The sequence below is a fragment of the Mycolicibacterium stellerae genome (assembly GCF_003719305.1).
GTDB lineage: Bacteria > Actinomycetota > Actinomycetes > Mycobacteriales > Mycobacteriaceae > Mycobacterium > Mycobacterium stellerae.
Window position 1 is genome coordinate 115,147 of sequence record NZ_RARC01000007.1, and the last position, 16,252, is coordinate 131,398.

General features: G+C 65.9%; 20 protein-coding genes. 9 read left to right on the forward strand and 11 right to left on the reverse strand.

Features of this window, described 5'->3' with window-relative positions; translation table 11 throughout:
- Positions 1–9: 9 nt before the first annotated feature.
- The 3 genes from D6M19_RS11735 to D6M19_RS11745 are packed head-to-tail and all read right to left on the reverse strand — an operon-like array spanning position 10 to position 3,009.
- Positions 10–999: an ABC transporter permease gene (locus D6M19_RS11735; RefSeq protein ID WP_123025390.1), complete on the reverse strand. Its 990-nt coding sequence runs from the start codon at positions 997–999 to the stop codon at positions 10–12.
- Positions 996–1,835: an ABC transporter permease gene (locus tag D6M19_RS11740; RefSeq protein WP_123025391.1), complete on the reverse strand. Its 840-nt coding sequence runs from the start codon at positions 1,833–1,835 to the stop codon at positions 996–998. The genes D6M19_RS11735 and D6M19_RS11740 overlap by 4 nt, the downstream gene beginning before the upstream one ends.
- A gap of 58 nt (positions 1,836–1,893) precedes the next feature.
- Positions 1,894–3,009, reverse strand: coding sequence for an ABC transporter substrate-binding protein (locus D6M19_RS11745; protein ID WP_123025392.1), 1,116 nt, complete (start codon positions 3,007–3,009; stop codon positions 1,894–1,896).
- A gap of 177 nt (positions 3,010–3,186) precedes the next feature.
- On the opposite strand from D6M19_RS11745, the gene D6M19_RS11750 reads away from it, so the two are divergent.
- The 3 genes from D6M19_RS11750 to D6M19_RS11760 are packed head-to-tail and all read left to right on the forward strand — an operon-like array spanning position 3,187 to position 5,562.
- Positions 3,187–4,287, forward strand: a complete 1,101-nt coding sequence (locus D6M19_RS11750) for an LLM class flavin-dependent oxidoreductase (protein ID WP_234834816.1) — start codon at positions 3,187–3,189, stop codon at positions 4,285–4,287.
- Complete coding sequence (locus D6M19_RS11755) at positions 4,277–4,849, forward strand: carboxymuconolactone decarboxylase family protein (protein WP_123025393.1); 573 nt, start codon at positions 4,277–4,279, stop codon at positions 4,847–4,849. Before D6M19_RS11750 ends, D6M19_RS11755 begins: the two co-directional genes overlap by 11 nt.
- The gene (locus D6M19_RS11760; protein ID WP_123025394.1) at positions 4,846–5,562 is read left to right on the forward strand and encodes an alpha/beta fold hydrolase; all 717 of its coding nucleotides are present in this window, start codon (positions 4,846–4,848) and stop codon (positions 5,560–5,562) included. Before D6M19_RS11755 ends, D6M19_RS11760 begins: the two co-directional genes overlap by 4 nt.
- On the opposite strand, the gene D6M19_RS11765 is transcribed toward D6M19_RS11760, so the two are convergent.
- Together D6M19_RS11765 and D6M19_RS11770 are read right to left on the reverse strand one after the other, a co-directional pair.
- Positions 5,546–6,868 (reverse strand): PucR family transcriptional regulator, encoded by a 1,323-nt coding sequence (locus D6M19_RS11765; RefSeq protein ID WP_123025395.1) that lies wholly within the window; start codon positions 6,866–6,868, stop codon positions 5,546–5,548. The two genes, D6M19_RS11760 and D6M19_RS11765, sit on opposite strands and share 17 nt — an antisense overlap.
- A gap of 69 nt (positions 6,869–6,937) precedes the next feature.
- Entirely contained in the window at positions 6,938–7,930 is a 993-nt protein-coding gene (locus D6M19_RS11770) for a Gfo/Idh/MocA family protein (RefSeq protein ID WP_123025396.1), read from the reverse strand.
- 143 nt (positions 7,931–8,073) lie between these two features.
- On the opposite strand from D6M19_RS11770, the gene D6M19_RS11775 reads away from it, so the two are divergent.
- From D6M19_RS11775 to D6M19_RS11785, 3 genes are read left to right on the forward strand one after another with little or no spacing between them, the layout of a single operon-like run.
- Complete coding sequence (locus D6M19_RS11775; RefSeq protein ID WP_123025397.1) at positions 8,074–9,222, forward strand: flavin reductase; 1,149 nt, start codon at positions 8,074–8,076, stop codon at positions 9,220–9,222.
- Entirely contained in the window at positions 9,222–9,641 is a 420-nt protein-coding gene (locus tag D6M19_RS11780; RefSeq protein WP_123025398.1) for a cupin domain-containing protein, read from the forward strand. The genes D6M19_RS11775 and D6M19_RS11780 overlap by 1 nt, the downstream gene beginning before the upstream one ends.
- Positions 9,642–9,695: 54 nt before the next feature.
- On the forward strand, positions 9,696–11,039 hold the full coding sequence (locus tag D6M19_RS11785; protein WP_123025399.1) for an acyltransferase family protein: 1,344 nt from the start codon (positions 9,696–9,698) through the stop codon (positions 11,037–11,039).
- Here D6M19_RS11785 and D6M19_RS11790 read toward each other — a convergent pair.
- From D6M19_RS11790 to D6M19_RS11795, 3 genes are all read right to left on the reverse strand, one after another.
- Positions 10,997–11,608 carry a LysE family translocator gene (locus tag D6M19_RS11790; RefSeq protein ID WP_123025400.1) on the reverse strand — a complete coding sequence of 204 codons (612 nt, stop codon included), beginning with the start codon at positions 11,606–11,608 and terminating at the stop codon, positions 10,997–10,999. The two genes, D6M19_RS11785 and D6M19_RS11790, sit on opposite strands and share 43 nt — an antisense overlap.
- Positions 11,609–11,640: 32 nt before the next feature.
- Positions 11,641–11,808, reverse strand: coding sequence for a DUF5302 domain-containing protein (locus D6M19_RS34215; protein WP_164478441.1), 168 nt, complete (start codon positions 11,806–11,808; stop codon positions 11,641–11,643).
- A 75-nt stretch (positions 11,809–11,883) separates the two neighbouring features.
- Positions 11,884–12,327: a PPOX class F420-dependent oxidoreductase gene (locus tag D6M19_RS11795; RefSeq protein WP_123025401.1), complete on the reverse strand. Its 444-nt coding sequence runs from the start codon at positions 12,325–12,327 to the stop codon at positions 11,884–11,886.
- Positions 12,328–12,394: 67 nt separating this feature from the next.
- Here D6M19_RS11795 and D6M19_RS11800 point away from each other — a divergent pair, with 67 nt between their 5' ends.
- Both D6M19_RS11800 and D6M19_RS11805 read left to right on the forward strand, forming a co-directional pair.
- The gene (locus D6M19_RS11800) at positions 12,395–12,916 is read left to right on the forward strand and encodes a DUF1697 domain-containing protein (protein ID WP_123025402.1); all 522 of its coding nucleotides are present in this window, start codon (positions 12,395–12,397) and stop codon (positions 12,914–12,916) included.
- A complete protein-coding gene (locus tag D6M19_RS11805; protein ID WP_123025403.1) occupies positions 12,913–13,737 on the forward strand; it encodes a class I SAM-dependent methyltransferase in 825 nt (274 codons plus the stop codon). Before D6M19_RS11800 ends, D6M19_RS11805 begins: the two co-directional genes overlap by 4 nt.
- Here D6M19_RS11805 and D6M19_RS11810 read toward each other — a convergent pair.
- A complete protein-coding gene (locus D6M19_RS11810; RefSeq protein WP_123025508.1) occupies positions 13,734–14,099 on the reverse strand; it encodes an Rv1152 family transcriptional regulator in 366 nt (121 codons plus the stop codon). The two genes, D6M19_RS11805 and D6M19_RS11810, sit on opposite strands and share 4 nt — an antisense overlap.
- 36 nt (positions 14,100–14,135) lie before the next feature.
- On the opposite strand from D6M19_RS11810, the gene D6M19_RS11815 reads away from it, so the two are divergent.
- Complete coding sequence (locus tag D6M19_RS11815; protein WP_123025404.1) at positions 14,136–14,849, forward strand: NAD-dependent deacylase; 714 nt, start codon at positions 14,136–14,138, stop codon at positions 14,847–14,849.
- A gap of 50 nt (positions 14,850–14,899) precedes the next feature.
- Here the strand turns inward: D6M19_RS11815 and D6M19_RS11820 are convergent, their stop codons facing one another.
- Both D6M19_RS11820 and D6M19_RS11825 read right to left on the reverse strand, forming a co-directional pair.
- Positions 14,900–15,556, reverse strand: a complete 657-nt coding sequence (locus tag D6M19_RS11820; RefSeq protein ID WP_123025405.1) for a class I SAM-dependent methyltransferase — start codon at positions 15,554–15,556, stop codon at positions 14,900–14,902.
- Positions 15,553–16,251 (reverse strand): TetR/AcrR family transcriptional regulator, encoded by a 699-nt coding sequence (locus D6M19_RS11825; protein WP_123025406.1) that lies wholly within the window; start codon positions 16,249–16,251, stop codon positions 15,553–15,555. Before D6M19_RS11825 ends, D6M19_RS11820 begins: the two co-directional genes overlap by 4 nt.
- Between the last annotated feature and the right edge of the window lies 1 nt (position 16,252).

Here is a 16,252-nt window from a genome sequence, read left to right on the forward strand (position 1 = left end):
TTTCACTCCTCAGTCTTCGGGTGGTTCCAGGTCGTCGTCAAATTGGGGTCGTCCCGATGTCACCATCGAGATGCTGCCGAGCGCGGCACCGGTCGCAGTCGCCCCGGTCGCGGCGGCTCCAATCGTCGCCTTGGTCGGTGCGTCGAACTGCTGCTCGACGACCTCGACGTCATCCAACGATGGACGCCACTTGAACAGCTTCTTGGACAGCTGATCGAACATGAACTTCTCGAAGATCAACGCGAAGATCACGAATAGCAGCGCGTAGCCGATGACACCGTAGGCGCGGTGCGCGTCGTACCAGAACTTGATCGTCCACCCGGCACCGTCCTGCCCGCCGAACACCTCGGCGACGACCAGGCCCTTCCAGCCGAGCGCGAAGCAGTACCGCGCCGCGGCGAACAGGAACGGAAGCAACGACGGGATCAACACGTGGCGAATCACGCGCTGCCGCGGAACGCCGAATGCCCGGGCCATGTCGAACAGGTCGGTCGGCGTGTTCTTCACGCCCTCGCGCACGTTCATGATCACGAACGGGATGCCGGTCAGCACGACGGTGATGATGGGCCCGGTATCGCCGAACCCGAACGCCAGGCTGCAGAACAGCGCCCACGCCAGATTGGGCATCGCGAGGATTGCGACCACCCAGTCGTTCAGGAAGGCGTCGACGGCCTTGGACAGTCCCATCGCGATGCCGATGATCGTACCGAGGATCATCGCGATCACCATGCCGATGGCCAAGCGCTGCAGGGAGATCCCGAACGTCACATACATGTTGTGCGGAGCCAGCGTGTGCCCGGTGATCTCGTCCCACATGAAGCCAAGCACCTGCCACGGCGTTGGCAGCACGTCGACGGCGAACGGCCAGATCGTTGTCACCAGCTTGATCGACAAAAGCCAGATGACCAGACAGACGACCGGGAACAGCAGTCTGCCGGTCAGCGAGCTGCGAGTCAGCCACCGCCATGCGCGGGCCGGTGTCATCGTCGGGGTGCTCATGACTTGAGCTCCCCTCGCCACGCGAAGAACCGGCGCTCGATGGTCTCCAGCACCACCTTGTCAAGGAACAACGCCAGCACGTAGAACGCCAGAATCCAGGTCAGGAACTCGTCGAGCCGGAAAAGCTGTGTGGCCGTTCTCATCTCGAAGCCGATGCCCTTGGAGGCGGCGAACACCTCGGTCAACACCGTGACCTTCCACGCGATGGAGAAGCCGAAGCGGATGCCGGTGAAGATGAAAGGCGCTAGGTGCGGCAGGACGATTTGGCGGTTGCGTCGAACAACGCCGACGTCGAACGACTTCGCCATGTCTATCAGGTCCTTGGGCAACGACTTGATGCCTTCGGACACGTTGACCGTGATAATCGCGAACGTCGTCAACACGATCGCCAGGATCGGGCCCGCGTAGCGGTTGCCGAAGATGATGGCGGTGATCAGCGCCCAGATCAGGCCCGGCGTCGTCACACCGATGGTCACTGCGTCGCGGAAGAACCCGTTGAGGAAGCGGTTCTGCATCAGGATGCCGATACCGATGCCGACGATGAACGCGATCGTGAACCCGACCGCGATGCGGGCCAGCGTGGTGGCGAAGGCGCCGGGCACTTCGCCTGTGGCCCAGAGTTTTCCGAAGGTTTCGAAGACGGTGGACGGACCCGGCAGCAGCCGCTCGTCCATGACCCGACCGGAGGCGAGCTCCCAGATGCCGAGGAAGAACACGTAGCCGGCGATCCGCCAGCCCCACCTCGTCATGCGGTCTTTGCGCTTGGCCGCGCGGACGAGGTCCTCCTCACTGGTGCGCTTGGCCGCCGCTGGCGGGGTCTCCAAGGTCGTCGTCACAATGACCTTTCATCTGTCGATGGTGCCGGGGCCGGCATCGCCGACCCCGGCCAGGTGATCACTGGGGGTTGATGGCCTCGAACCGGGGCGTCGGCGCGTCCGCTGCGAGGTAATTCGCGTTCTCGGGGTTGAGGTCCTTCTGCAGATCCCAGATCTCGGTCTCGTTGCCGATCCAGTCCTGCTCGAGTGCGACCTTGTCGACGAACCAGTCGTTGTCACCGGACACGAAGTCGATCATGTAGTTGACGTCGTCCTCGGACTCGACCGAGAAGTGCTGCGGATACTTGCGGACGGTCTCTGCCTTCTGTTCCTTCCACATGTCGACGCCCGTCTGCCACAGGTCGACGAACTTCGCGGCGAGGTCCTTGTGGGCGTCATACCACTTCTCGGTGGCGACGAAGTTGTTGCCCGAGACGTGCAGCTTGCCGTCGCTGTTCGGCGCGAACTCCTTGTACAGCTGGAACGGCAGCTTGCCGTCGTACATGATCTCCAGCTCACGCTTGCGCAGCTGCGGGATCGCGGCCTCGGGAATCACAGCGGCCGCCTCGCAGTCGCCGCGCAGCAGGTTCGTCGGGTTCACGAAGTGGTCGTTGACGACGAGCTCGAAGTCGCCGCCGCCCACCCGATAGTCCAGGTTGTGCATCTCCTTGGCCAGGATGGTCCAGAACGCGGTGTTCGACGTCGGCCCGGACACACAGATCTTGCTGCCCTTGGGGATGTCGGCCAGCGTCTTGTACGGATCGCCTGCCCGCTTGAGCAGCGGGACCCGCTGGTAGTTGTATTTGCCGAAGGTCACCGTCTTGATGCCCGTCTCGGCCTCGAGCACCGGCGTCTCCTGGGTGGCCATCGAGACGATGTCGCCGTGACCGCCTGCGAAGTAGGTGAACTCGTCCCACGTCGAGCTGGTCTCGATCTTGACGTTGTTCTCCGCTTCCCACTTGGCCGTCGTGCCCGAGTCCTTCAGCAGATCCCACACCGGGTCAGGCGCGAACGCGAACTTGATGACCTGGGGCTCGCCCTCGGCACCCTGATCGGCCGACTTACTACACCCCACCCCGAGCGTCAGCGCCAAGGCGGCTGCCGCGGCGACGCACATTGTCTTCTTGACCTTCACGATGGCCCTCTCCTTGTGCACGTCCACCCGTGGATGGATCACGACTGTGATGCGTACCACTGCTGAGTACAGTGCCAGCCCGCCCGACGTCCTATGTCGTCGCCCGTGAATTTCGATCCCGAAGGCTGTCGCGCCCTGTGACGCCTCCCGTCACCACCCCGTCGCAGTGACGAATCGCGTGATCGAAGCGGCCGGGAATTCGCGGTGCACGCCACTGACCGGTCGACCCTCGCGGCCTTGACTGACCTGATGCGACTCGGCTACTTCTCCATGCCCCTGCACCCCGCCGGCCGGAACTGGTCGGAGACGCTCCGCGAGGACCGGGAGGCGGTGCTGCTGGCCGACCGCCTGGGATACCACGACGCGTTCATCGGCGAACACCTGACCGACCGACACGAGAACATCACCAACAGCCTGGTCTTCCTTGCCACGCTGATCTCGGAGACGAGGCAGATCAAGCTGGGCACGGGCACCACGAACCTCTCGCAGCAGCATCCCGTGCTGGTCGCGGCGAACTCCGCGATGTTCGACCACCTCGCCGACGGCAGGTTCATCCTCGGCATCAGCCCCGGCGCGCTCCCGTCGGACGCCGAAGCCCTGGGGATTCTCGACCAGGACCGCAACGAAATGTTCGCCGAGTCCATCGACGTCATCACCGCAATCTGGGAGAGCGAGCCCCCGTATTCGCTTGTCCGCCAGGGGGGCCGGTTCAACGTCACGACAGAGAAGACACTCGATCTCGAGCTCGGCGTTGGCATCCTGCCCAAGCCGCTGCAGCAGCCGCGCCCCGAGATCGTCGGCACCGTCGTCGCACCCTTCTCCAAGGGCGTCATCGCGATGGGCACCCGGAACTTCCATCCACTTTCGGCGAATTTCCTTCTGCCGCAATGGGTTGCCACGCACTGGCCCAACTATGTCCAAGGCAAGGAGTCGGTGGGTGAGGTCGCCGACACCGCCGACTGGCGGGTGGCCCGCACGGTGTTCGTCAACGACGACGAGGCGGTCGCCGAGGCATACGGTCGCACCGACGACCGCAGCCCCTACCGGTTCTACTACGACAAGATGCTGACCAAGATGCGCAAGATAGGCCGCCTCGAGCTGTTCAAGACAGACCGCGAACAACCCGACGAGGAGGTCACCCTCGACGGCGTCGTCGACCAGCTGGTCATCACAGGCACCCCGGACTCGGTCGCCGACCAGCTGCTGGCCTTCCGCGAGCAGACCGGCGAATTCGGTGAACTCGTGTACGCCGGGCTGGACTGGGTGGATCCCGATCTTGCGCGCCGGTCCATGGAGCTGATGGCCGAACAGGTCATGCCGCGGGTCAATGCCGGCTGAGCTGGCCACCGGCGCCGAACGGTTACCTCTGCCGTCCACGCTGACGGCAGACCAGCAGTATGCAATGGACAAGGTCGCAGCGGGGCCGCGTGGCGAGCTGATCGCGCCGTTTGTTCCGCTGCTACGGGCGCCGGAGTTGATGACGCGGTTGCAGCTGGTCGGCGAGTACCTGCGCTTCGGGTCCGGGCTCCCCGACCACCTGACCGAGCTGGTGATCCTGGTGGTTGCGCGGCGCTGGGATCAGGACTACGAGTGGGGCCATCACGTGCCGCTGGCCCGCGCGGCAGGCCTCGACGAGGACACCATCGCATCGGTTCGCGACGGCGGGACTTTCACCGGGCCCGACGACGTACGTACGGTCTGGCGACTGATCAGCGAGCTCGAATATCGCCGCGGCGTCAGCGATTCGACGTTCGAAGCCGCCCTGGATGCCGTCGGCGACGACGGTGTCGTCGAGGTGATCGCCACGGCCGGCTACTACACGACGTTGGCCATGACCATGAACGCCGCCCGCACACCCGTGCCTGCCGACTACGAACGCCTACCACCCCGAGGAACATGAGCGCACCTGTCGTCTTCCTGCATCCGTTGGGCGCCGACGCACGATTCTGGGACCCGGTGCGCGCCGAGCTCGGGTCGCTGACCACAGTCGCGTTCGACCTGCCCGGGCACGGCTCGGCACCACCGTCACCCGCCGGTGCGGGGATCGACGCCTATTCGGCACCCGTTGCGCTGCAGATCGCGGCACTGGGTGAGCCCGTCAATATCGTCGGCATGTCACTCGGCGGCCTGGTGGCCCAACAGCTCGGCACGGCACACCCCCATCTCGTCGCGTCCGTCGTTCTCGCCGACACCGTGCCGGTATACCCCGAGCCGTTCCGCCGGACCTGGCGTGAGCGCGCCAAGACCGCCCGCGAGAACGGACTCTCGTCGCTTGTGCAGCCGATGGTCGAGATGTGGTTCACCGCCGAGCTGTCCGGTCGTGACGACCCGCGAGTTGAACAGGCGCGACGCACGTTTGCGGCCACCGACCCGGAGGGCTACGCGCGCACCTGCGAGGTGCTCGCCGACGTCGACCTCCGCGAGGGGGTGACCTCGCTGGCGGTGCCTGCGGTGGTGGTCTGCGGAGACGACGACGCCCCGGCGTTCCGTGACGCGGCTCAATGGCTGGCCGACGCCACGCGCGGGACGGTGCACTGGCTGCCCGGCCGTCATGCCTGCGCGGTCGAAGAGCCAGAGCGGTTCGCCGCGCTGGTGGCTACGACGGCGGCATAGCCGGCACCTGCTCGATACCCGACAGCAGCCGGATCAAGCGCGCCGCGACCTGAAGCTCGGTCCGCCGTTCGTTGAGGGTGTGGCCCAGCAGTTCCTCGGCCTTGTGCAGTCGGTTGCGGACGGTGTGTTCATGCAGCTGCAAGTGCTCGGCGGCGGCGACATGGGAACCGAATCGAAACGACGCCTCTAGCGTCTCGCGCAGCCGCGCCGCCTCGACGGTGTCACCGGCCAGGGGGCCGAGTTCACGCTCGACGAATTGACGGGCTTGCTCGGGGTCGCGCATGAGCAGTATTTCCAGGCCGACGTCGCCGTGATGGACCACCGACGGAGCCCCCGGCCGATCCCATGCCGCCCGGATCCGCTCGGCGTCCATCGCTTCGGCCAGCGTGGTGCGGAAACCGTCGATGCCGGGCTGCGCGCCGCCCACCGCGGCAGGCACGCCTGCTTCCGTCAGGACGCCGTCGAGCGCGTCGAGCACGGCACGTTTCCACTCCCCGATCCGGCCCAGCCACACCACCGTCGAGCTGAGGGTCAGCGGATAGACGAGTGAGTGCTGGCAGCTGACCGCGTTGCGCAGGCCGACCGCCAGTTGGGTCGCCGCGCCTTCGGCGACGGTCGGCAGCAGCACCGCGATGTGCCTGCTCGTGAGGTCATAAGACAGGATGGCGGAGTCGGAACCGGACAGCACACCGTTCTCGTCACGCAGGATGTCTTTGACCAGGCTGCGGCGCATATGGGCGCGAGATCTGTTGAGCGCCTCATAGTCTCGCGTGTACGTCTCTGCTACCTGGGACGCGACGAAGTCCTGATATCCGAGGATCGTCTGGGTGAGCAGCTGCTGGGCCATGGCCGCCTCGTCGCGGTCGACGTCACCGTCCTTGATGGCCTTGCGCAGATGACCGCTCCACGCCTCCCACATGGTGAAGAAGCTGATGCGGTAGGACCGCTGCATCGACTTCTGCGGAATACGAAGCTGCGCTTGAACTTTGGCGAAGGACAACACCGTTTCGAGGTAGACGTCTTCGAGTGCGATCTCGCCGGCGATGACCGAGCGCAGGCAGCGGGCGTTGGCGCTGGTGCTCGCCGTCAGGTATTCGCGGAACTCGTCGTCGTGCGCCTGGTTCGGGAAGGCAATGGACAGACAGCGGCCGATGATGACCTCGACCAGGTCTTCGACGTCAAAGTCGTTGGCAAGCGCCTGCACCCACGGCGGCAGCGGCCGGTCGTCGTGCCACAGGTCCAGCGGGGCGGGCATGCGCACGTCATCGGACTCCGTGGCATGACCGTTGTCGATGGTCAGTGACATCGCGATGCACCTCGATCAGGTTGTGTGCGCGATCCTAGTCCGATGACGGGTACCCGTTGTGGGGAAACCTCATCCGACCACCTCGACCGAACCGCTTAGCGCTGACCTGGTGATCGCTTCGAAGGTTCGGGCGTTGGCGACCATCTCCTCAAGCGGAATCGGGTACGGCTCGTCACCCGCAACGGCCTTGGCGAACGACTCGATGTTCTCGCGGACCGAACCGTGCGGCGGGAAGAAGGACGTACGGGCGGGCTCGCCGCGCACTTGCCGGGTGACGTCCCAGCCCCGCGAGTCCTCCGGATGGTTGCGGTCGCGGATCTCCACCCAGCCCTCCGACCCAAGCAGCGTGATGCGGCCGACGAACGGCGTTGCCAGGATCGCCGTGATCAGTGCCGTCTGCCCCTTTTCAAACGCCAGGGTGATCGCGAGGGTGTCGCCGTTGGCGAAGCTCGTGGCCTGCGTCGAGAGCCTCGCCCACACCTCGGTCGGTCGCCCGAAGATGCTGATAGCCAGGTCGACGAGGTGGATACCGGTCGCCGACAGCGGCCCGACAGGCGCCTCGACAGCGGAGAGTCGCCAGTTGTCGGCGGGCAGATCGAGGAATTTGTCCTGGCTGAAGTTGCCCTCGAAGACCAGAGGAGTGCCCAGCTGGCCGTCGACGACCGCGTGCCGCAACTCGACGACGGCGGGCTCGAAGCGCCGTTCGTGCCCGATGCCCAGCTGAAGGCCCGCCGCCGTGATCGCGTCGACCGCGCGCTGGGCATCGTCTCCCGAGGCGCTGAGCGGCTTCTCGCAGAACACGTGCTTGCCGCGCGCGGCCGCGGCGATGATCTGCTCGGTGTGGAATTTGTGTGGGGTGCACAGGATCACGGCTTCGACGGCATCGTCGTTCAACACGGCGTCGATGTCGGGATGAACAACGTCGAGCAGACCGGCGATCTCGTCACGCACATTCGGGTCGAGGTCGACACCCGCGACGATCTCGATATAGGGGCTCCCGTCGAGGTCGCGCACGATCTTGCGGCCCCACCATCCCAGTCCGACGACCGCTGCTTTGATCACGCAATCAGTCAATTGCGGGCGCCGCGGCGATGCATTGTCTGCAGACGTGAACTTCGCGTCCGTGTGTGTCGCAATCCGTGAGTGTTTGCCGCCGAACGCCGACGTTCAATTGACGTAGCAACGGCAACTACGGGAGATCTGTCATGACACAGGAATACGTGCACGCCGCTGAGTCGGTCGACACGGACCTGTTCCGACACGTCGTCGGCCACCTGGCCAGTGGCGTAACCGTCGTGACGACCAGAGACGACGGCCGCGACCACGGCATGACCGCAAGCTCGGTGACATCGCTTTCGATGGACCCGCCGATGATGCTGGCGTGCGTGAACAACGCCGTGCCGACCGCGGCGGCGATCGAGCGCAGTGGCCGGTTCACGGTGAATGTGCTGGGCCAGGCGCACGGCGATCTGGCATACCAGTTCGCCACCCCGCGGCCGGACAAGTTCGCGGGCGTCACCGTCGAGCGCGGCGCGGGCGACGTTCCGATGCTCGCCGAGGCGATCGCGTCGATTGAGTGCGAGGTCACCGAGAAAGTGGCAGGCGGGAGCCATTCGGTGTTCCTCGGTCATGTCACAGCGGCCACCGCACGCGAGGGCGCACCGCTGACGTACTTCCGCGGCGGGTTCGGCCGTTTCGAGTTCGAGCGCAACGACCGCGCCTACGAGCGGGCCAGGGACATGGTGCTCAGCCGCGTGTTCGCCGCGGGACAGGTGATCACCGTCGACGAGCTCGCCGAGCATTTGGACGGCGACCGGGCCCGCGCCTTCTACGCGCTGACTCGGCTGGCGGGTGACGGGCTGGTGCGGCGCGATCCCGACCGCGGCTACGTCATCACGCCGTTCGACGTGCGCACGTCGGACGACACCTTCGAGGCCCGGCTGGCCATCGAGTTGGGCGTCATCGATCGCGTTGCGGGCCAATGTGATCCGGCTCTGCTCGCCGAAGCCCGACGGCACCTGGACTCGATGTCCCGACATCTGGTCGACGACCACTTCGAGGACTTCCACGCGTACCTTGACGCGAACTACGCGTTCCACGAGGCGATCGTCGCGCTGTCGGGCAACCCGCTGCTGATCGCGGCGTTCGGCTCGCTGAGCGTCAAGAACGTGATGGCGCGCAGTTTCGGCACGACGGCGCAGTCGTCGCACGCATTCCTCGCGGTGCAGCGTGATCTGCTCGTCGCGCTCGAGAACGGCGACGCCGACGGAGCCCGAACGGCGGCGAAGGCCTACTGCGAACTGGCCAAGGCACGGGCCCGTCAACTGCTGGCGCTGACCGGCGGACAGGTCTGATGACCGACCGGGTTGGCGTGATCCTGCGGCCGGCGCAGATCCCGGCCCGTCAACGCGGCGGCGGCGCAAGCACCATTCCGCTGGTGTCGCAGCGGGTCGGATCGACCGGTTTCCTCAACGGCATCACCAGGTTCGAGCCGGGCGCAGCGATCGCGGAGCACTTCCACAACTGTGATGAGAGCGTCATGTTGCTGCGGGGAAAGGCCATCGCCCACATCGACGGGGTCGCACACCGGGTCGGCGTCGGCGACACGTCGTTCATCCCCTCAGGGGTCCACCATTACTTCGAGAACGCGTCGGCCACCGAGGAGATGCAAATCTTCTGGACCTACGCATCCGTCGACGCGACCCGAACCATCGTCGCCACCGGCGTCACCACCCGCATCGACGAGGAGCACGGAACCGCGGTCAGCGGCTGAATTTGAGTGCTTCTACTCAGACATCGGAGCGCAGGTCGGGCCTAGATTTGCGGCATGGCCGTGACCGCTTGGTTCCCCTGCCCGGCTGAGGTCGAGGCGAACACTCCCGCGACGCGGGACCGTGCCATCGACGTCATCAGGATCGTGTCGTTGGTCGGCGTGGTCGTTGGACACACCGTCATGGCGACGAGCATCATCCGCGACGACGTGTTCATCTGGAGCAACCTGCTCACCGCCTCCGTCATCTTTCAGGCGCTGACCTGGGTGTTCCAGATCATGCCGCTGTTCTTCTTCGCCGGGGTCGCCGCCTGTGTCGACTCTTGGCACCCCGCGGCGAGCTGGGGCGACTGGCTGATGCGCCGCTGCACGCGGCTGTACCGGCCGGTGTTCTACTACCTGGCGTTCTGGATCTCCGCGCTGGCGATACTGCGCTACTTCCTGCCCGAACACGTCTACGACCCGGTCGCGGGGATCTCGATCCAGCTGCTGTGGTTCCTGGGCGCCTATGTGCTTGTGCTGGCTGCCGTGCCGCTACTTGCGCGCATCACCACGACCGGTCGCCTGATCGGCGCGGTCGCAGGCACGTACGCGTTCATTGCGGTCGTCGACGCTATCCGGATCAACACCGACGCGCCCACGGCATTGGGTTATCTCAACCTGGTCGCCTGGTTGATCCCTGGCATGCTCGGCGTCGCCTACCGTCGGCACCTTGTCGCAGGCCGCTCGGCGCTGGCACTCGGCGGTGTGATGCTGGCCGTCAACCTCGCGCTGATGTGGGTCGGCCCCTACGAACTCAGCCTGGTGGGCATCGAAACCCAACAGCTGAAGAACATGACGCCACCGTCGCTGCTGCTGGCCGGCCACGCAATCATGATGTGCGCGTTCGCGATTGCCGCAGTGCCTGCGATCGGGCGGTGGGCGAGGCGGCCCCGGGTCTGGTGGCTGACCGCCATCGGTAACTCCGGGGCGATGACGCTGTATCTGTGGCACATCCCTGCGCTGCTTTTCATGCACCTGGTGTTCGACTACCTCGGCCATCCGCGCTACGAGGCGGGCGCTCCCGGCTTCGTTGCGCTGAGCATCCTGCAGCTGGCCGTCATGGCCGTCCTCGTCGCGACGGCGTTCGTCGCGCTGCGCCCGTTGGAGAACAACCCGCTTCCGCTGTGGGCCGGCGGCTGTGTGGCCGCTGCGGGTCCGCGCAGTGCGGCGGTCGGCGTCCTGCTGTGCGTCGCGGGTGCGGCGACGCTGGCGTCGGTCGGCTGGGGCCTCAAGGGACCGGGGCTCTACTGCGTGGCGGTGATGCTGGCGGCGCTGATCGGTGCCCGGCTTTTGGCCTGTGACCGGCCGGTCGCCGCTCAGCGGGTCTGCGCGGCCAGCCTGCCCGCGAGCACCAGGTAGGTGGCGCCGAAGCTGCGGCGCACCCACGCCACGACGCGGGGGCGACTGAACACCTTCGTGCGGACCGCGGCCGCGAACACCCCGTAGAGGCTGAACACCACCAGCGTCACCCCCATGAAGACCGCGCTCAGGTACACCATGCGCGATACCGCACCCGCACTGCCGGCGGGCACGAACTGTGGCAGAAACGCGAAGAAGAAGATCGTCAGCTTGGGGTTGAGGGTGTTGACCAGAATCCCCGACACGATCACCCGCCACGGCGAAGGCTTCCCGGCTTCGGTGTCGATCGCGAATATCGACTTGTCGCGGAACGTCTTCCACGCCAGGTACAGCAGGTAGGCCACGCCGAGCCACTTGATGATCGAGAAGGCCACCGCGCTGGCGTGCATGATCGCGGCAAGACCCGCGACCGCCGCGAACATGTGCGGGACGATGCCGAGCGTGCAGGCAAAAGCCGCCACCAGGCTGGCCTGCCAACCGCGCGAGACCCCCGCCGCCAGCGTGTAGAGCACGCCTGCGCCCGGCGTCGCCACGACGATGAGCGTGGTCAGCAGGAACTCCGGAGTCACGTCATTCCTCCTGCTCCCCGCGTCCTGTCCGGTTAACCGCTCTTGCGGCGGAATTCCCGACGGCTCTCCAGCGGGCCGTGTGCCTTGGGTTGCTTGTTGCCGCCGTCTCTGTGCTCGGCGCCGCTGGCTGACTTCGCGTTCTTGCGTTCCAGCGCCTCCCGGAACTTCTTCTTCGTGTCGTCTTCCGGTTCTTTAGCCATAGCCGCAGCTTAGCGTGGCGACTCAGGCGCCGTCGCGGACTTTCCTGCCGCCGAACGCGCATGCTTTCCGGCGGCTCAGCGCATGCCCGGCGGCATGCCGTACAGGTGCGAGATCGGCAGGGTCAGCACGACCCGGCGGTCGTCGACCATGGCGCGTCGGTAGTCGTCCCAGTCGGGGTGCTCACCGGCAATGTTGCGGTACAAGGCAATCAGCGCTTCGACGGTGTCGTCGTGCTCAGAGGCGGCAGGCGGGGTGAGGATCGCGTTACCCTCGGCCACCGCGTACGACCAACCGTCGTCGCAGCTGACGTGCAGCGACGCCCGCGGATCCCGGCGCAGGTTGCGGGTCTTGGCCCGCGGTTCGGTGATCGATGACGAAACGGTGAGGTTTCGCGGATCGAAGTGGTAGGAGACGTTGGACAGTTGCGGCCTGCCGTCCCGTTTGATGGTCGCAAGGACGCCCAGCGAGTTGTTGCTGATCACCGCGAGCAGCTTGTCGTCGAACACCTGGCGGACCATTCCCCGAGCCTACGTCGGCCACCGGCGGGACCGACCCCGATTCGCAGCGCGTACCTACTATGGGTGAATGACCACGTTCGCCGCCTTCCTACGCGGAGTGAACGTCGGCGGGGTCAACCTGAAGATGGCCCAGGTCGCCGCCGCGTTGGAGCAAGCCGGTTTCACAAACGTCAAGACGATCCTCGCCAGCGGTAACGTGTTGCTGGAGAGCCGATCTGGCGTCGATGCAGTTCGTAAGAAGGCCGAGAAGGCGTTGCGCGACGAATTCGGTTACGACGCCTGGGTGCTGGCCTACGACCTGGACACCGTGCGGACGATATCCGACAAGTTCCCGTTCGAGCGCGAAGTCGATGGACACCACAGCTATGTCACGTTCGTCACCGACGCCGACGTGCTCGACGAACTGGCTGCGCTCGCCAAGGACGCCGGTCCGGACGAGAAGATCAAGCGGGGTAAGGGTGTCATCTACTGGCAGGTGCCCAACAAGGGCACCCTGGACACCACGATCGGCAAGACGATGGGCAAGAAGCGCTATAAGTCGTCGACGACGACCCGCAACCTGCGAACGCTCGACAGGCTGCTCAAATGAGCAAGGCAGACGGCTCCGCTCTGACCGGGGTCTCCGAGACGGCGCTGCTGACGCTGCTGGTGCGGGCCACCGAAGCGCGCAGGCCGGACTCCGTCATCGACGACCCGATGGCGATCAAACTGGTCGACTCGATCGACTTCGACTTCGGCAAGTTCGGTTTCACCCGACGCCAGGACATGGCGCTGCGGGCGCTGACCTTCGACCAGTACACCCGGGGCTACCTCGTCGACCATCCATCGGCGACGGTCGTGGCGCTCGCCGAGGGTCTGCAGACCAGCTTCTACCGGCTCGACGCCGCAGGTGTCGGCGACCAGTTCCGTTGGCTCACTGTCGATCTGCCACCGATCATCGAGCTCCGCGACAGGCTGTTGCCGCACTCAGATCGGGTGGCGATGATTGCGCAGTCCGCGTTGGACTTCAGCTGGATGGATCGGGTGGACCCCACCGACGGGGTTTTCATCACGACCGAGGGCCTGCTGATGTATCTGCAGCCAGAGGAGGCCCTTGGCCTGATCGCCGAATGTGCCAAGCGATTCCCCGGCGGCCAGATGATGTTCGACCTTCCGCCGGTGTTCTTCGCCTGGTGGATTCGCGGCGGCTCACGGGTGTCGCTGCGCTACCGGGTGCCGCCGATGCCGTTCGTGCTGTCCCCCTCGGATATCGCAAACCTGGTGAACACAGTGCCCGGCATCCGCGCCGTGCATGATCTACCGATGGTGCCGGGCCGCGGCAAACTGATCAACGGGTTGATGTGGACTCTGCAGCGAGTCCCGCTTCTCGACCCCCTCCGGCCGGTCGTCACCCTGCTCGAGTTCGGTTAGCCGAACGCGGCCTCGACGTACTTCAGCGCCTCGCCCTTCGCGATGCCCAGAGCCTTCGCCGCTGTCGCGTAGGTGTGCGCGGCGGTCGCCATCGCGGCGTCGGCCGGATCTGTACGAGCGACGAAAGTGCCGAAGCGTCCACGTGTTTCGAGAATTCCGGCCGACTCCAGCTCGCGATAGGCGCGGGCGACGGTGTTGACTGCCATGCTCAGCTCCGACGCGAGTTCGCGCACTGTCGGCAGTCGTGTTCCCGGTGTCAGCCTGCCATTTCGAATCCCCTCGATGATCTGACTCCTGAGCTGGTCGAACAGCGGTTTAGCACCGCGCGGATCAGCCTGAACCCATTCCCCCAAATCGGTCACGTGCTCAGTATTGCCCATAGGCGTTACTTTGGTCAGGTGCAATTGACGGTCCTCAGCGGAGCGGGTATCTCCGCCGAGAGCGGGGTTCCAACGTTTCGGGACGTCGAGACGGGGCTGTGGGCGAAGGTCGACCCGTACGAGATTTCCAGCGCCCAGGGCTGGAGCAGGCATCCGGAGAAGGTCTGGGCCTGGTATCTCTGGCGGCACAACCTCATGCAGGGCGTCGAACCCAACAGCGGGCACCGCGCCGTCGCGGCGTGGCAGGACCACGCGGAGGTGCATGTCGTCACCCAGAATGTCGATAACCTGCACGAACGTGCCGGCAGCGAGCGGGTCTACCACCTGCACGGCAGCCTCTTCGAGTTTCGTTGCGACCGTTGCCAACGGGAGTACGTCGGCCGGCTGCCCGATATGCCGGAGCCGGTCGAGACGATGCCGCCGCCCGAGTGTCAGTGCGGCGGCCTGATCAGGCCCAACGTGGTGTGGTTCGGGGAGCCGCTGCCCGACACCGCGTGGCAGAAGTCCGTCGACGCGGTCAACAACGCCGACGTCGTCATCGTGGTGGGCACGTCGTCGATCGTCTACCCCGCCGCCGGGCTGCCTGAGCTGGCGCTGGCCAACGGCATCCCGGTGATAGAGGTCAATCCCGAGCGCACACCGCTATCGGATGCCGCGACGGTCACGGTGCGGGAGTCCGCCGCGGGTGCGTTGCCCACCCTGCTGCAACGCCTGCCGTCGCTTCTCGGGTAATTGCGATTCGGCGCGGCAATCGACGCTGAGCGCACGCCAGCGCGCCGAAATCACGAGGCGACGGGCTTGGTTGCGCGACCGATGGTGTACTCCGCCACCGGCGTGGGAAACCACGCGGGCAGGGCGGGCTCGTTCCGGCTGCGGTCCACCTCGAAGCCGGCGCCGACGATCGACGCCTTCGTGTCGCGATGGGTGTGGCAGTTGCCCATCATGCGGGGCCACACGGTGGCGTCGGCAACCTTCTGCAGCCGCCCACGGAAGCCGCCGCTTCCGACGTGCTCGAGGAAGCGCAGCTCCCCGCCCGGGCGCAGAAGCGAAAACAGCTGCCGCAGAACGGTATCCGGATCTTCTATCGAGCAGAGCACCAACGAGCACACGACCGCGTCGAACGGCTCCCCGTCGGTACCGCCAAGGTATTTCTCGACGGTGCCTGCGCTCACGGTGACCGGGACAGGCGCCTTCTCCGCCGCCGCCCGCGCATGTGGCTCCAGCCGTCGCTCGGGCTCGACCGCCACCACCTCGGTCACCGTCGCCGGGTAGTAGGCGAAGTTCGTCCCCGTGCCGGCACCCACTTCCAACACCCGACCGGACAGGCCGGCCAAGTTCTCCGTCCGCAGGCGCTGAATCTCCTCGGTCTCGTGGCTGGACAGAAACGTCCACAGTCGCGCGAAGAATGGATTGTCGGTGGTGTCACTGGATTCGGTCACGACTTCCTTTCCGGCTGTTGGCGATTCAGCAGCCAGTCGACGGTCTGCTGAGGTGTCGCGTCGTCATCTTCGACGAGGCCGAGCACGACATGACCCAGGCACGCCGCCGACAACGTCTGGTCGGCGAATTCCTCGACATCGCCCCACGGCAGATACGGCTTCGAGATCAGCAGTGACGCAACGCCATGCGCGGCGGTCAGCAGCTGCAGGGCGGCCATCGTCGGATCGCCGGCCCGAAAGATACCCTCCTCGATCAACAACTCCACCGAGTGACGCAGGTGCTGAAACGCCGAGCTGTTCAGCGTCATGTCGATGTCGCTGCCTGGCCTACCCTCGCCCATCGTGGCGATGCGGTACAGCTCGGGCGTCTGCATGGCGAATCGGACATAGGCCAGGCCCTGGGCGCGCAGCACCTCGACCGTCGACGGCTGATCTGCGGATACCCGCTGCATCTCCTCGTCGAGCTTCTCGAAATATCGTGCGCACACCGCGTCCAGCAGCGCGTCCTTGTCGGCGAAGTGCAGGTAGATCGAGGGCGGTGTCACCCCGACCCGCTGCGCCACCGACCGGATCGGCACCGCCTTGGCGTGCCCGGTCTCCAGCAGCAACTCGGTGGTGGCGTCGAGGATTTCGTCTCGCAACTGCTCACCGGAGCCGCGGGGGGCGCGCCGTCGCTTCAGGGGCTGCAGGGACATC